At 35.4% G+C, this 14,000-nt stretch carries 16 protein-coding genes and 1 pseudogene; 14 read left to right on the top strand and 3 right to left on the bottom strand.

The window, feature by feature from the left end; genetic code table 11:
• The first annotated feature begins 203 nt into the window (after window positions 1-203).
• The 6 genes from AC1DKZ_RS08010 to AC1DKZ_RS07985 all read left to right on the top strand — a co-directional run bounded on the left by AC1DKZ_RS08010 (window position 204) and on the right by AC1DKZ_RS07985 (window position 7,202).
• A complete protein-coding gene (locus AC1DKZ_RS08010) occupies window positions 204-1,571 on the top strand; it encodes an APC family permease (protein ID WP_113936603.1) in 1,368 nt (455 codons plus the stop codon).
• 12 nt (window positions 1,572-1,583) lie between these two features.
• Entirely contained in the window at window positions 1,584-3,200 is a 1,617-nt protein-coding gene (locus AC1DKZ_RS08005; RefSeq protein WP_113936602.1) for an amidohydrolase, read from the top strand.
• A gap of 16 nt (window positions 3,201-3,216) precedes the next feature.
• Window positions 3,217-4,074: a carbon-nitrogen hydrolase gene (locus AC1DKZ_RS08000; RefSeq protein WP_113936601.1), complete on the top strand. Its 858-nt coding sequence runs from the start codon at window positions 3,217-3,219 to the stop codon at window positions 4,072-4,074.
• A gap of 274 nt (window positions 4,075-4,348) precedes the next feature.
• On the top strand, window positions 4,349-5,074 hold the full coding sequence (locus AC1DKZ_RS07995; RefSeq protein ID WP_431181475.1) for a (Fe-S)-binding protein: 726 nt from the start codon (window positions 4,349-4,351) through the stop codon (window positions 5,072-5,074).
• A 15-nt stretch (window positions 5,075-5,089) separates the two neighbouring features.
• Entirely contained in the window at window positions 5,090-6,520 is a 1,431-nt protein-coding gene (locus AC1DKZ_RS07990) for a LutB/LldF family L-lactate oxidation iron-sulfur protein (protein ID WP_404455762.1), read from the top strand.
• Entirely contained in the window at window positions 6,501-7,202 is a 702-nt protein-coding gene (locus tag AC1DKZ_RS07985) for a LutC/YkgG family protein (protein ID WP_476995930.1), read from the top strand. The genes AC1DKZ_RS07990 and AC1DKZ_RS07985 overlap by 20 nt, the downstream gene beginning before the upstream one ends.
• 197 nt (window positions 7,203-7,399) lie before the next feature.
• Here AC1DKZ_RS07985 and AC1DKZ_RS07980 read toward each other — a convergent pair whose 3' ends face one another.
• Window positions 7,400-7,543: a sporulation protein YjcZ gene (locus AC1DKZ_RS07980; protein WP_100248471.1), complete on the bottom strand. Its 144-nt coding sequence runs from the start codon at window positions 7,541-7,543 to the stop codon at window positions 7,400-7,402.
• Between the two features lie 156 nt (window positions 7,544-7,699).
• On the opposite strand from AC1DKZ_RS07980, the gene AC1DKZ_RS07975 reads away from it, so the two are divergent.
• The 8 genes and pseudogenes from AC1DKZ_RS07975 to AC1DKZ_RS07940 all read left to right on the top strand — a co-directional run.
• Window positions 7,700-8,284: a TetR/AcrR family transcriptional regulator gene (locus tag AC1DKZ_RS07975; protein ID WP_476995929.1), complete on the top strand. Its 585-nt coding sequence runs from the start codon at window positions 7,700-7,702 to the stop codon at window positions 8,282-8,284.
• 2 nt (window positions 8,285-8,286) lie between these two features.
• Window positions 8,287-8,457, top strand: a complete 171-nt coding sequence (locus AC1DKZ_RS07970) for a hypothetical protein (protein ID WP_002188645.1) — start codon at window positions 8,287-8,289, stop codon at window positions 8,455-8,457.
• Window positions 8,458-8,540: 83 nt separating this feature from the next.
• Entirely contained in the window at window positions 8,541-9,017 is a 477-nt protein-coding gene (locus AC1DKZ_RS07965; protein ID WP_476995928.1) for a PH domain-containing protein, read from the top strand.
• Entirely contained in the window at window positions 9,010-10,449 is a 1,440-nt protein-coding gene (locus AC1DKZ_RS07960; RefSeq protein ID WP_404491239.1) for a PH domain-containing protein, read from the top strand. The genes AC1DKZ_RS07965 and AC1DKZ_RS07960 overlap by 8 nt, the downstream gene beginning before the upstream one ends.
• 202 nt (window positions 10,450-10,651) lie before the next feature.
• Window positions 10,652-11,305 (top strand): DUF975 family protein, encoded by a 654-nt coding sequence (locus AC1DKZ_RS07955; RefSeq protein ID WP_404455773.1) that lies wholly within the window; start codon window positions 10,652-10,654, stop codon window positions 11,303-11,305.
• Window positions 11,306-11,522: 217 nt separating this feature from the next.
• Window positions 11,523-11,942, top strand: a complete 420-nt coding sequence (locus tag AC1DKZ_RS07950; protein WP_476995927.1) for a hypothetical protein — start codon at window positions 11,523-11,525, stop codon at window positions 11,940-11,942.
• A 20-nt stretch (window positions 11,943-11,962) separates the two neighbouring features.
• Window positions 11,963-12,229 carry a CPCC family cysteine-rich protein gene (locus AC1DKZ_RS07945; protein WP_476995926.1) on the top strand — a complete coding sequence of 89 codons (267 nt, stop codon included), beginning with the start codon at window positions 11,963-11,965 and terminating at the stop codon, window positions 12,227-12,229.
• A gap of 11 nt (window positions 12,230-12,240) precedes the next feature.
• A pseudogene (locus tag AC1DKZ_RS07940) lies at window positions 12,241-12,696 on the top strand (MSCRAMM family protein); the annotation flags it as partial.
• A gap of 219 nt (window positions 12,697-12,915) precedes the next feature.
• Here AC1DKZ_RS07940 and AC1DKZ_RS07935 read toward each other — a convergent pair.
• Both AC1DKZ_RS07935 and AC1DKZ_RS07930 read right to left on the bottom strand, forming a co-directional pair.
• Window positions 12,916-13,398, bottom strand: a complete 483-nt coding sequence (locus tag AC1DKZ_RS07935; protein ID WP_476995925.1) for a hypothetical protein — start codon at window positions 13,396-13,398, stop codon at window positions 12,916-12,918.
• Window positions 13,367-13,561 carry a hypothetical protein gene (locus tag AC1DKZ_RS07930; protein ID WP_476995924.1) on the bottom strand — a complete coding sequence of 65 codons (195 nt, stop codon included), beginning with the start codon at window positions 13,559-13,561 and terminating at the stop codon, window positions 13,367-13,369. The genes AC1DKZ_RS07935 and AC1DKZ_RS07930 overlap by 32 nt, the downstream gene beginning before the upstream one ends.
• Between the last annotated feature and the right edge of the window lie 439 nt (window positions 13,562-14,000).

Raw genomic sequence — 14,000 nt, 5'->3', positions numbered from 1 at the left:
GGTATTTTTTTCTTTTTTAAAAATTTCTGGCGTACGGAAAGTATGCAAGTATTCATAACTTATGCAGAAACGGATATTTTCCCGTGGGGAATTTATCCGTTTTTTTTTGCTTTATAGCATGAGAAAATAATGATTTTCCCATATGGTAACAAAATGGAACAAAAATTGCATGGATAAGTTGCAAAGATGAAGGGGGTTGAAAAGTGAAAAATGACATTCAGTTGAAGCGTTCGTTGACTTTTTTTCAACTTGTATTGCTAGGTTTGGCCTATATGGCACCATTAACGGTATTTACTACGTTTGGCGTAGTGGAATCTTTATCAAAAGGAGTGATACCAACAGCCTATATACTTGCGCTATGTGCGATGTTATTTACAGCATATAGTTATGGACAAATGACAAAAGCGTACCCAATTTCGGGATCAGCTTATACGTATACACAAAAGTCATTAAGTCCAGGATTAGGTTTCATGGTTGGTTGGGTAATTCTAATGGATTATTTGTTTATCCCTATGATTAACTTCCTCATTATTTCACTCTATTTATCGGAATATCTCCCTTCTGTTCCTTCTAGTATATGGATTATTACGATGATTATAATTGTGACAGTAATTAATGTTGTAGGGACAAAAGTAACGATTACAATGAATATGATTTTTTTAGGGTTCCAATATATCGTATTGATAGTTTTTTGTGCTCTATGTATTCATTCACTTCTTAATGGAACAGGAGAGGGAACATTATTTTCATTAAAACCGTTTATGAATCCAGATTCTTCAATAATTGCAGCATTTTCAGGGGCATCTGTACTTTGTTTATCATTTTTAGGGTTTGATGCTTTAACAACTTTTGCAGAGGAAACAATTCAACCAAAAAGGACTATTCCAAAAGCGATTTTCTTTGTCATTTGCTTTTCTGGAATGTGCTATATTATCGTCTCATATCTAGCACATTTAATACATCCAGACTATTTGGCATATAAAAGTTTAGATACGGCAGCCGCTGAAATCGCTAGAATGATAGGCGGGAATTTATTTAATGCTTTGTTTCTTGCAGGAATGGTTGTAACTTCATTCACATCCGCCTTAGCTTCTCATGCTAGTGTTTCGCGTATTTTATATGCAATGGGGAGGGACTCTGTACTACCAAAATCATTTTTTGCCTATATACATCCGCGTTTTCAAACACCTATCAAAAATATTATTTTAGTGAGTATTTTTGCTTTGGTGTCACTATTTACTGATCTTGTTACAATTACATCTTTTATTAACTTCGGTGCATTGATTGCTTTTACATTTGTGAATATTTCCGTCATTGCACATTATTTTATTAAGGGGGGACAAAGGTCATTAAAATCTACGATTCTCTATTTGTTAATACCGCTAATTGGTGCATGTATAACAATTAAATTGTGGAGTGATTTAGACAAGATGTCTCTCATACTGGGAGGAATATGGACCATTATGGGTATTGTGTATCTTCTATATATAACAAAATTCTTCCGTGTTCAACCACCACAGATGAATTTTGATGAATTGCCAAAAGAAGATGGACAAGAAGTATCTATTTAGAGGGGGAGAATTATGAGAAAAAAAGCGGATATGATTTTAAGTAGTCATGCTGTATTTACAGGTATAGGAGAAAAACCTATCTCGGCATCAATTATTGTTAAGGATGATAAGATTATTGCTCTTGTTCCGAAAGAAGATATTCATGGTTATGTAGATGCTGACACAATTGTACATGATTTTGGAAATCAGCTTATTATGCCTGGATTTCATGATTTCCATATTCATTTAATGTTAGGAAGTTTAGTAAGTGAGGGAGTACAGTTAATTCATGCGCGTTCAGCTAGAGAAGTTGGAAAGTTTGTAAAGGAATTTGCTGAACGAAATAAAGAGATAAACTGTGTAATTGGAAGCAGTTGGGAACAGAATTTGTGGGGAATTCATGAAGAGCCACATCGGATGATATTGGATGAGTATGTTGCAGATCGACCAGTGTTTTTATACCATGCTGAATTTCATAGTGTTTGGTTAAATAGTAAAGCACTTGAAATGGCAGGGATTAATAAAGAAACTAAGAGTCCACCATATGGAGAAATTGTTAGGGATCAAAATGGTGAGCCAACAGGAGTCTTAAAGGAAAATGCAGTGGGATTAGTAACTAGCGTATTGCAGTTTAACTCTAAACGAAATAGGATATTGCTTCAAAATTTTTTAATAGAAGCTGCGAAATATGGAGTAACCTCTGTGCATGATTTATTGAGGATACCAGAAATGGGCGTGGAAGAAGCGGAGTTATATGATGAATTTGAAAAGATAGGAAAGTTAACAACAAGAATTCATTTTGTTGCGCCGCTAAATGGAGATTTAAACTTAGCAAAATCCTTAAAGGAAAAATACAAATCTAGTATGGTTCAATTTTGCGGGTTTAAACAATTTATTGATGGAGTAACAACTAGTTATACGGCATATTTACTTGAATCATATAATGAAGAAACGACAAGAGGTCATACTACATATCCACCAGAAATCATAAAAAAATGGACAGTAGAGGCTGATAAGGAGGGCTTTCGCGTAAGATTTCATGCAATAGGAGATGGAGCTGTACGTTTAGCATTAGATGCTTTTGAAGAGGCTGAAATACAGAATGGAAAAAGAGATGCAAGGCACGCAATTGAGCATGTCGAAATGATTCATTCCAATGATATTGAGAGGTTTCAAAAATTAGGGGTGTTGGCGTCTATTCAGCCTGAACATATTAATCTTACAAGTCGAGAAGTATATAGAAGGTTAATTGGATCAGAAAGAATGCAATACAATTACTTGATGAAAACATTAATGGATGCAGGAACAAAGCTTGTATTTGGCAGTGATTATCCTGTTGTTACAATAAACCCGTTACCAGAAATTTACCGAGCTGTAACAAGGCTAGATGATGAAGGTGTGGAATGGAATTCGCAAGAGAAAATATCATTAGCGGAAGCGTTACGAGCATACACGTATACTCCTGCGTATGCCTCATTTCGCGAAAATGAACTAGGCATAATAGAAGAAGGGAAGCTAGCTGACATAGTTGTGCTAGATCGGAATTTGTTTACTGTACCGGTGGAAGAAATTAAAGATTCTAAGGTTATTTTTACAGTGGTAAATGGCAATATAGTTTTTCGGAATGAAAAAGAAAGCATTAAGAATTAATGGGGGGAAGAAGAGAATGAATGAAGTGACAATTGGGCTAGTTCAATTAGCGTGTAATGAAAATATCAAGGGGAATATAGAAAGAACAATAGCAAAGGTAAGAGAATCAGCAAAAAAGGGAGCCAAGATTATTTGTTTACAGGAGTTATATCATGCTGAATACTTCGCTCAAAGCGTTTCAGTTCGTAATTATGAACTGGCAATTTCTTTTGAACATGAAGCATTACAAGCGATGCAAAGGTTAGCGGAAGAACTTCATGTTGTTTTAATTGTTCCTTTTTATGAATGGGTAGCACAAGGGATTTATTTTAACAGTGCAGCAGTGTTTGATGCTGACGGTAAATATTTAGGAACAACACGTAAAAATCATATTCCAGATGGACCGAGTTACCATGAAAAATATTATTTCACACCAGGAAATACAGGGTATCCAGTATATAGTACAAAGTATGGGAAAATAGGAATCGGGATCTGCTGGGATGAATGGTTCCCTGAAGTAGCACGAATTTTGACACTAAAAGGAGCAGAAATATTATTTTATCCTTCCGCAATTGGCTCTGAACCAGATTATCCAGAATTATCAACAAAACCAATTTGGACAAAAGCTATTTCAGCTCATAGTATTCATAACGGTGTATTTGTTGCAGCTGTAAATCGAGTCGGGAAAGAAAAGGGCATGTGTTTCTATGGAGGAAGTTTTATCAGTAATCCAATGGGAGAAATTGTTTGTTCTTTGGGAGAGGAGGAAGGAATACTCATCCAAAAAATTGATACAAAGGAAATTAATGAAGCACGTAATCTACTGCAATTTTTAAGAGATCGTCGTACGGACACATATTCCCTAATTTTAGAAAAAGAAGTTCTAAGCATATAAAAAAGACTCTCAAATTTGAGAGTCTTTTTTTGTTTGGAATAAAGTTTATATTTTGGTAGCTGCTGGCGTGTCGATGGTAAGTTCCATTATTACATTTGTTTTAGGGTTTGCGATTGTATCGTATTTTAGTAAGAGAAAGTGATTGAGATGGATCTCAATCACTTTTTTGTTATTTCTATTCATATTTTTAAAATTATTACCAATAATATACAGATAAAGGATATTTGGTTATAAAGTTACTTGAGCTTACTTTACTGTATTTAGGGGTGCAAATATGAAAGTATCAATATTTATTACTTGTGTTGCAGATGTTTTTTATCCAGAAGTAGGGAAAGATGTTGTGGAAATTCTTGAAGATTTAGGGTGTGAAGTTGATTTTCCAAAAACTCAAACTTGCTGCGGACAACCTGCTTATAATAGCGGGTATGTGAAAGAAACAAAAACAGCTGCAAAACATATGATTGAAGCCTTTTCTAGTTCAGAATATGTTGTGGCACCATCGGGGTCTTGCGCTATGATGGTTCACGAGTTTTCTAGCTTGTTTTCTGAAAGTGAAGCGGAGTGGAAGAAAAAAGCAACTGAACTTGGGAATAAAACGTATGAATTCACACAATTTCTAGTTGAAGTATTAGGGAAAGAAGATTTAGGTGCAGAGCTTCATAAAAAAGCAACGGTTCATACATCTTGTCATATGAGCCGATTAATGGGGATTAAGGAACCACCGCAAAAACTATTAAAGTGTGTAAAGGGACTGGAAGTTGTTTCATTGCCGCATAATTATGATTGTTGCGGATTTGGAGGGACATTCTCGGTGAAAATGCCAGAAATCTCTGAGCAAATGGTTGAGGAAAAAGTAAAGCATATTATGGAAACCGGTGCGGAATTGTTAATTGGGATGGATTGTAGCTGCTTAATGAATATAAAAGGACGTTTAACACGTAATGGTTATCCAATTGATGTAAAACATATTGCTCAAGTATTAAATGAAGATCGAAAATAAGAGGGGGATATAGAGATGGGAATGAGAATAGGGAACGATCCCTTTCATAAGCGTACTGAAACAGGCATTGGGGATCAATTTATGCGACAGGCTGTCAGGAAAGCGCAAGATGGTCTTAGAGTTAAGAAATTAAAAGCTACTGAGAGTCTTGGGAATTGGGAGGAATGGCGAGCTTTAGGAGAAGAAATTCGAAAGCATACATTAGAAAACCTTGATTATTATTTACATCAGCTAAGTGAAAATATTGAAAAAAACGGCGGTTTCGTTTATTTCGCAAAGACTGCAGAAGACGCAAGGGAATATGTAAAAGAGATTGTAAAAAAGAAAAATGCGAAAAAAATTGTGAAATCAAAATCGATGGTAACAGAAGAGATTAGTTTAAATGAAGCGATTGAAGAAGCTGGAGCAGAAGTGTTAGAAACAGATCTTGCTGAATTTATTCTACAAGTGAACGACCACGATCCTCCCTCGCATATTGTTGTTCCATGCCTTCACAAAGATAAAGAACACATTTGTGAAATATTTAAAACAAAGTTAAATTACACTGGAACATCTGATCCTACGGAAATGGCGAGGTTTGTAAGAGATTATTTACGTGATGATTTTTTTGCAGCGGATATAGGAGTGACTGGATGTAACTTTGCTGTTGCAGAGTCTGGATCAATTTCTATCGTAGCAAACGAAGGAAATGCAAGACTTACTACGACACTTCCGAAAACGTTGATTACAGTTATGGGGATGGAGCGTATTGTTCCGACATGGGAAGAGCTTGATGTTTTAGTAACACTTCTATGCCGAAGTTCTGTAGGACAAAAGTTAACAAGTTATATTACAGGGTTAACTGAGCCTGGCGGGGAAGATGGACCTGAGGAATTTCATTTAGTCATTGTTGATAATGGTCGTTCCGATATTGTAGGAACGGAATTCCAAAGTGTCCTCCAGTGCATTCGTTGCGCGGCATGTATTAATGTGTGTCCTGTATACAGGCATATTGGTGGACATGCATATGGCTCTATTTATCCAGGACCAATTGGAGCTGTGTTGACACCGCTTTTAGGGGGATATGATGAATATAAGGATTTACCTTACGCATCTAGCCTTTGTGGTGCTTGTACAGAAGCGTGTCCAGTGAAAATCCCGTTACATGACTTATTAATTAAACATCGCAGCCGCATTGTAGAAGAAAAACGATCACCTGTAGCTTGGAACGTGGCTATGAAAGGTTTTGAAAAAGCGGTGAAAAGTCCTAGACTATTTTCTTTTGCAGCGAAGAGCGCTCCGTATGCATTAAAACCTCTTGCAAAAGGGGATAAGATTGAGCGTGGAATTGGGCCGTTAAAAGCTTGGACGGATGCGAGAGATTTTCCAGTTCCGAAAAAACAACCGTTTCGAGAGTGGTTTGAAAAACACGAAAAGGAGAACAATGATGGCCATCCAAAATCGTGAGGAATTTTTACTCCAGTTATCAGAAAAGCTTGGTAGGAAACGTCCAGAAGCAGTGGAAAAACCGAACTGGTCTTTTTCCCCGCAGTGGACTGTTTTTGACGGACTGGCGCAAGACGAACTTGTACTAAAGTTAATAGAGCACTGCGAAGTCATTCATACAGAAGTAAAGCGAACAACAAAGGAAAATCTTGTTGAAACATTGGGGTCTTTTATAAAAGAATGGAATGTCAAATCTGTTATATGTTCGAATGATGAGCGCTTTAATGAGTATGGTCTTACGCCATGTTTCAGCAATAAAGGTACAACACATTTTCGTACATGGGGATTAGAACATAAAGAAGAGGACATAAAATTTGCGAAAGCTGCTGACCTTGGCATTACGTTCAGTGATATGACTTTGGCAGAATCAGGAACCGTTGTACTATTTAATGACGGGTTAAAAGGAAGACATGTGAGTCTTCTTCCGGAGTCATATATTGCAATCGTTCCTAAAAGTACGATTGTACCAAGGTTAACCCAAGCTACAAAACTGATCCATAATCAAAATAAAGCGGGAGAAAACTTGCCGGCTTGTGTGAACTTCGTTTCGGGTCCGTCAAATAGCGCGGATATTGAAATGAACCTTGTCGTAGGTGTACATGGGCCAATTAGAACAGCGTATATTATTGTGGATGATCAATAATGATTTACGTGTGCGGCAGAGCGTGAAATATAGCTGAAACATTATAAGAGTACTGAAAATAGAAAGTGCTGGCTGTTAAATATAACCGGGGCTTTCTATTTTGTGTGCCCTTACTGGTGAAGAAACCTTAAGAAGGAAAATTTTAATCTCTGTTTCAGTTTTCTACGCTACTATAACTAACTGAATTGTGTCTTTTCTTAGAAGCTAAACACACTATAACTAGCTCCAATTATAATGAATACGATAAAGAGCAGAATGAGTAATAAAAGCCCACTACTACCGCTCTTACCATCTTTGCCATCTTCACCGCCGCCGCTACCACCTTTACCGCCAGATCCCATATGAAAACCCTCCTTATCGTTATACATTGTTTTTACTTTATATTTTTCTAGGTTCATCAAGAAGTTCCTTTTAAAACTCTAATTAACTTGCAAATCATTCATTTTCATTTTACAATTTACTTACCGACCGGTAAGTAAAAATAAGTGAGGTACAGTATGACAAAGAATTTACAAACATCGCAGCACATTGTAGAGGCATCATTTAAACTAATGGCAGAGCATGGCATTGAGAAGATGAGTCTTTCAATGATTGCGAAAGAAGTAGGTATATCAAAGCCAGCTATTTATTATCATTTTCCGTCTAAAGAAGCGCTAGTTGATTTTTTATTTGAAGAGATTTTTTCTGGATATTATTTCGTGGGTTACTTCGATAAAGAACAATATACGAAAGAAAACTTTGCAGAAAAGTTAATCGCAGATGGTTTACATATGTTGTCTGAGTATAGAGGCCAAGAAGGCATATTACGCGTTATAAATGAATTCATCGTAACTGCGACGCGAAATGAAAAGTATCAGAAACGCTTATTTGAAATACAAGAAGAGTTTTTAAATGGATTCCACGATTTATTAAAGAAAGGTGTGGAACTTGGTGTTGTGTCACAACATGCAACTGAAGAAAACGCGCATACGTTAGCGCTCGTTATTGATAATATGAGTAATTACATATTAATAGGATTCCAGTTAAAGTATAAAGAAATTTGGATTCAAAATGTGAAAAACGTAATGAAGGAGAGGGAATAAAAATGAAAATGCAGAAAAACTGGTGGCTCGGTTTTCTGGGGTTAATTGGAATTTATAAAATCCCAGGTATGATTGAAGCTTTTCAAGCGGATAAAGGTTGGTTCGCGTTAATTAGTTTAGTTTGGCTGCTTTGGTTCGGGTATTTTATTCCTGAGAAAAAAGAGGATAAATAATAAATTTTCAATTTTATGTAAAGTTATGTAAAATATAGATTGAGACAATTCATATATTAGATTAATAGATTTGGAGTGGTTACATGGATCCATTGAAAAATGAAATTCATCCTGACATGATCAAGGTGTGGAAAGTTCGTGCTGTAATTGAAGAAGGGATCGGTATTCTCGTCATTTTAGTTTACCTGTTCCTTATGATAAAGTTTGATTGGTGGGCGTGGATTTTGTATGTGCTGATCGGGTTAACAGTTGCACTAGCACCATTTGAGTACTTCCTATTCCCGAAACTGCGTCAGCGTTATTATAGCTACCAACTAAATGAAGAAGAACTTGAAATTCAGCACGGTCTTTTCGTTGTAAAGCGCGTATTAGTACCGATGATTCGTGTACAGCACGTTACAATTGAACAAGGACCAATTATGAGAAAATATGGATTAGCAGAATTACATATTTCAACAGCGGCAACTTCTCACAGCATTCCAGGCTTAACGATGTATGAAGCGGAAATGTTAAAAACGAGAATTGCAGAATTAGCGAAAGTGAGTGATGAGGATGTATAAGAGGCAGCATCCCATTACGATGTTATTAGAATTAAAAATAACAGACTTTATACCATTACTTATTTTCATGTTTAGTTTAAATGGAAAGTTTCCATTTTGGTATTTAATTCCCGCTGGATTCGGTTTACTCACCGTCTTTTCAGCTTTTGAAAAATGGTATTACACAACATACTGGGTTGAAAATAACGTATTACATGTTAAACAAGGGCTCTTTGTGAAGAAGGAGAGCTACTTAAATAAAGAACGTGTCCAAACGATTAATACAAGTTCAAACGTGTTATATCAAATGCTCGGTTTAAAGAAAATTCAAATCGAAACAGCTGGCGGAGGCGATGATGCCGAAGTAAGCCTAGCTGGTATTACAGAAGATGAGGCGAAGGAGCTTATTTCCTTACTAAATGAGCCAACTCCAGAAGTAAAAGCAGAAGAAACATCAGAAGAAGTAGTAGAAAAAGAAGTTATGACAGAGGAAAAGCAAGCGACAGAGTACAAATTAACTTTGAAAGAAATTTTATTAGCATCTGTTACATCTGGTCAGTTTGGACTATTATTCTCATTAATCTTTTTCGTGTATCACCAAGTAGATGAGTACATTCCGAAATGGATAAAAAATAGCGTAGAGTCGTATGTAATGGATCATGATATATACGGCTGGATTTACATGGTAGCTATTTTACTCGTCCTTTCGTGGATTATATCTACAATTGGTTACGCGTTAAAACATGGTAATTTCACAGTAAATCGAAAAAACGATGAAGTGCGTATTTCTCAAGGATTACTTGAAAGGAAAGAACTTGTACTAAAGTTACACCGCATTCAAGGGATTACGATAAAAGAAGGTATTTTCCGTCAGATGTTCGGTTATTGTGCTGTGCAAGTCGAAGTTATTCAAAGTAAGGGATTGGGAGAAGAGAAAGACAAAGTTACGCTGCATCCGATTATTCGAAAAGATCGTGTGCAAGAGTTACTCGCTCATTTACAATTGCCATATGAACTGAATACAAATATTACTGCATTACCGAAAGCAGCCTTGCGCCGTTATTTAATTGATAGTTTCATTTTCTTCGCAATGCTAGCAATCCCGCTTACTGGGATAAGCATATACTTTGAAAAGTATTTCATCATGTGGGCGTTGTTACCGCTAGCTATCCTCATCTTTACACTTGGATACGCAACATTTAAAACAAATGGTTACGGTGTAAACGGAGAACAAATTACGATTATACATCGTAGTATTGGGAAACATACAGGACTTGTAAGAAGAAGACACGTCCAATCAATTGAAAAAACACAATCATATTTCCAGCGCCGAGCGGATTTATGTACGTATACGTTTTCTAGTGCATCATCGAATTATAAACTAGAGCATACGAGAGTAGAAGATGCGGAGAGAATGCAGGATTGGTATAAGAAGAGAATATGTGAGGATTAAATGAAATGGCTTGCCTAGTATGAAAGGCAGGCTTTTTTGTTATGGAGAAATGAGTAGTTTGATTCATATATGGGTGCAAATACAGCTCACATTTCTCAATACGTATCAGAAAAAAAGGTAGTATACTTCTATTTCAGGAAAATCTGTGGAATTTTTGATATAAATGGTATACTAATATAGAAAAAGTATTAGGAGGCTATATATGATAAGTCAGTTAAAAAGAGAAGCACTTGATGCATTAAAAGGAAAATGGGGATTAGCGGTAGGGGCAACCTTATTAGTCGGAATCCTTATTGGAGCTGTTGAACTTCTAATTACAGGTGTTTTCTCGATGTTTTGGGGTTGGGAAGAAGCAAGTGATTCGCTTACAGTAAGTATTATTGCAATGCTTGTTATCGGTCCGTTAACAATAGGCGCCTACTATCTTGTTTTAAATGTAATCCGTGAGACTAGTGCTCGCATTGGTGATTTATTTAGATGGTTTAGCGATGGAAGTAAGATTATGAAGTCGTTTTTAACATATTTACTAATGTATGTATACTTGATGCTATGGACATTACTTCTTATTATTCCAGGTATTATTAAATCATTTTCTTATTCTATGACGTATTTTATTTTGAATGATCGTCCAGAATACACAGCGAATCAAGCGATTACCGAAAGTCGCCATATGATGAACGGGCATAAAATGGATTACTTTTTACTATGCTTAAGCTTCCTTGGCTGGTTCCTTTTAAGTATTCTTACCTTAGGAATCGGTTTCTTATGGTCTGCACCTTATTTCTACGCGACATCGGCAGCATTTTATGAAGAGATTTCAAAAGAATATTATAAAAAAGAAGGTACTACCTTCTAATAAACCACCTAAACCACTTATCCCCTAAAGAATATAGGGAACAGACGGTTTAGGTGTTTTGATATGTGTTCTGTTTTCGGGGTTCACTTCAGGATATGGTATAGGTTTTTATATAGAAATTTGTCCCTCTACGTTTTATCATAGAGGGTTATTTTTTTATGTAAAAATGATAGGAAATAGTGAATAATATATATATAGAAGGAAAAAAGTGAGGTGAATGAGATTGAGCAAATTTTTAATTTCGTATTCATTTTCTATATTAAGTTTCTTTATTTCAGCAACGGCACTTGATTTATATGATAGGATGGGAAAAAATGATGAGATGACTTCGCCGAACATAATTGGAAAGATAATTCAATCTACTGCGCAAATGGGAGTCCTTACATTGTATTTCGGAGTACCTATCATTTTAGGTGGGTGTCTTCTTGGTGAGCTATTGTTTAGAGGCATCATTTTACGATTTAAATTGAGTTATATTATATCTTTACTATTATATTTGATTTTAGCTTTTAGTATTGTTTTCGTAACGGTAGGAATTCCAACTACATATGAAGATTCTAATATTTTTTTCATGGGAATAACTATGATTTGCGCTGTTACATTCTTTGTGAACCGGAATATATGGGAGAAAAAATAAGTTAATAATGGAGTGACAAAATGAAATACACTTGTCCATGTTGCGGATATAAAACATTAGAAGAAGAACCACCAGGTACATATGAAATTTGTAACATATGTTATTGGGAAGATGATCCTGTTCAGTTTAACGATCATGACTTTGAAGGCGGAGCAAATGAGCCCTCGTTAAGACAAGCGCAGAGAAATTTTATTGTATTTGGTGCTTGCGAGGAATGCTTTGTTGAATCAGTTAGAAAACCGACTAACGAAGATATAAAGGATGCTAGCTGGAGAGAAATTTGTTAAGTGGTTTATAGGTAGAAAATGAAATGGTAGATACGGGAAATGTAGAGATAACGAAGATAGATAAAGATAATAAGGCATCATTAGCAGGTGTAGTCTTCGAAATTCAAGACGAAACTGGAAAAGTAGTAACAAAAGTAACAACAGATAAGGAAGGAAAAGCAAAAGTTTCAGATCTATCTGTAGGTAACTACACACTTGTAGAAGTAGGAGCACCAAAAGGATATGAAAAATTAACTAATCCAATTCCATTTGAAATTACAAAAGGAATGATAAATTCAGTTCAATTAGAAGTATTAAACGAATTGAGACATTTAGCACCACCAGGTCCAGAAAAACCAGATCCAGAGAAACCTGAAAAAGAATTACCGAAGACAGGGCAGAAAATGCCTGTGGAACCATATATGGGAGCACTTCTTGTAATGATGAGTTTTGGATTACTCGTATTAGGTAGAAAACAGCAAAGATAATAAAAGTGAAAAGGTATCCTCAAAGTATTTGAGGATACCTTTTTTATATTATTTGGCATAAAAAAAGAATCTAGCAAAAGAATTAGCTGCAAATAAAAAACACAAGGGAAGATAAATGTTTTCCCGCTTCACGAATGTGCTTATATCAAAAAAAGAAAATCGTACATTATCAAGACATAAATCAATCGGTTCCCTGTACATGAAACCAAATACTATACTTTAAAATACTTCTCTTATGGAGATTGTTTGCTGATAGTGGTGGAAACTTTCTTCTATTGATGAGAATAAAGTTTCTTTCGAAATGATGAATTTTAGTTTTTGACGATTTTGTAACATAAATGAAATTGTCCCATTGTCATTAAAGCCTGTGTGGAAAGTTCCTTGTTTATTTAATAGTATCTCTTCAATTATATTTGTTTTAATTGAAAAATTATTCTTTATTTGTAATAGTTCATGTACATCCCCAGTATGGATTTTCACATCTATTTCAGTTTCTAAGTTTAATTGTTTTTTCTCAATTTTTTTGAACCAAGGCAAAAACAATAGGTCCAGAATAGCAGGTAATTGTTTTTTATAAGCATGCCGACTATGGAACTGTCCACCAATTTTTATGAAATATATACAGTCGTCTGTAACAAAAACTTTATAGTAAATGTCCCCCTTAAGCATTCTAGGTCTTAAAAGATAAAGGCTTTTCATCATAATTTCCCCCACAAATCCAACTCCTTACTTTAAATTCTTTATTTAGTTCTGCTTGCTGTACAATAAATTGGCACTTGGGATCATTATCTACAAATTCTTTAATCATCGCTTCTTCTGCACCCCTTAATTTCTTACCATCTTTAACATGCAATTTATGAAACATAATTAAACCTTCCTAATCTAACTATGTACATTTCAAGTATATAACAAAAAAAACTGTAATCATCAAAAAAAATACTTTCATATACTGTAGCTGAGTAATAAAAACAGATTTAGAGACAAGCGATATATTCTAACCATTAATCCCTATAGTTGTGGAAAACGGCTGAAAGACAGGTTTATTTCCTACTTTGAAAAATGGCAAAAAACAATCAATCAATCAAACTGGATGAGATAAGCGTCTTTGTTTTTGCCATGCGATCACTTAGACCCCATTTACTTAACGGTTTTCACCGTACACGACCTCTGTCTAAGACTTGTCCACTACACAAAGCCACTCATGTACGACAAGTTGATCGTGCTTCCTAGCACCTTAATGCTAATGGCTACCACCCGAACCTTTAAAGGTATACTATTGATGAAAAAGGTATCCTCAAAGTATT

It is taken from the genome of Bacillus sp. 05T21, assembly GCF_056396785.1.
This window is presented reverse-complemented; position numbering and strand designations above follow the sequence as displayed.

Bases quoted from the DNA above. Each gene is read 5' to 3' on its own strand.
- AC1DKZ_RS08005 (WP_113936602.1), top strand. From the start codon at position 1,584: ATGAGAAAAAAAGCGGATATGATTTTAAGTAGTCATGCTGTATTTACA.
- AC1DKZ_RS08000 (WP_113936601.1), top strand. From the start codon at position 3,217: ATGAATGAAGTGACAATTGGGCTAGTTCAATTAGCGTGTAATGAAAAT.
- AC1DKZ_RS07995 (WP_431181475.1), top strand. From the start codon at position 4,349: ATGAAAGTATCAATATTTATTACTTGTGTTGCAGATGTTTTTTATCCA.
- AC1DKZ_RS07990 (WP_404455762.1), top strand. From the start codon at position 5,090: ATGGGAATGAGAATAGGGAACGATCCCTTTCATAAGCGTACTGAAACA.
- AC1DKZ_RS07985 (WP_476995930.1), top strand. From the start codon at position 6,501: ATGGCCATCCAAAATCGTGAGGAATTTTTACTCCAGTTATCAGAAAAG.
- AC1DKZ_RS07980 (WP_100248471.1), bottom strand. From the start codon at position 7,543: ATGGGATCTGGCGGTAAAGGTGGTAGCGGCGGCGGTGAAGATGGCAAA.
- AC1DKZ_RS07975 (WP_476995929.1), top strand. From the start codon at position 7,700: ATGACAAAGAATTTACAAACATCGCAGCACATTGTAGAGGCATCATTT.
- AC1DKZ_RS07970 (WP_002188645.1), top strand. From the start codon at position 8,287: ATGAAAATGCAGAAAAACTGGTGGCTCGGTTTTCTGGGGTTAATTGGA.
- AC1DKZ_RS07965 (WP_476995928.1), top strand. From the start codon at position 8,541: ATGGATCCATTGAAAAATGAAATTCATCCTGACATGATCAAGGTGTGG.
- AC1DKZ_RS07960 (WP_404491239.1), top strand. From the start codon at position 9,010: ATGTATAAGAGGCAGCATCCCATTACGATGTTATTAGAATTAAAAATA.
- AC1DKZ_RS07955 (WP_404455773.1), top strand. From the start codon at position 10,652: ATGATAAGTCAGTTAAAAAGAGAAGCACTTGATGCATTAAAAGGAAAA.
- AC1DKZ_RS07950 (WP_476995927.1), top strand. From the start codon at position 11,523: ATGAGATTGAGCAAATTTTTAATTTCGTATTCATTTTCTATATTAAGT.
- AC1DKZ_RS07945 (WP_476995926.1), top strand. From the start codon at position 11,963: ATGAAATACACTTGTCCATGTTGCGGATATAAAACATTAGAAGAAGAA.
- AC1DKZ_RS07935 (WP_476995925.1), bottom strand. From the start codon at position 13,398: ATGATGAAAAGCCTTTATCTTTTAAGACCTAGAATGCTTAAGGGGGAC.
- AC1DKZ_RS07930 (WP_476995924.1), bottom strand. From the start codon at position 13,561: ATGTTTCATAAATTGCATGTTAAAGATGGTAAGAAATTAAGGGGTGCA.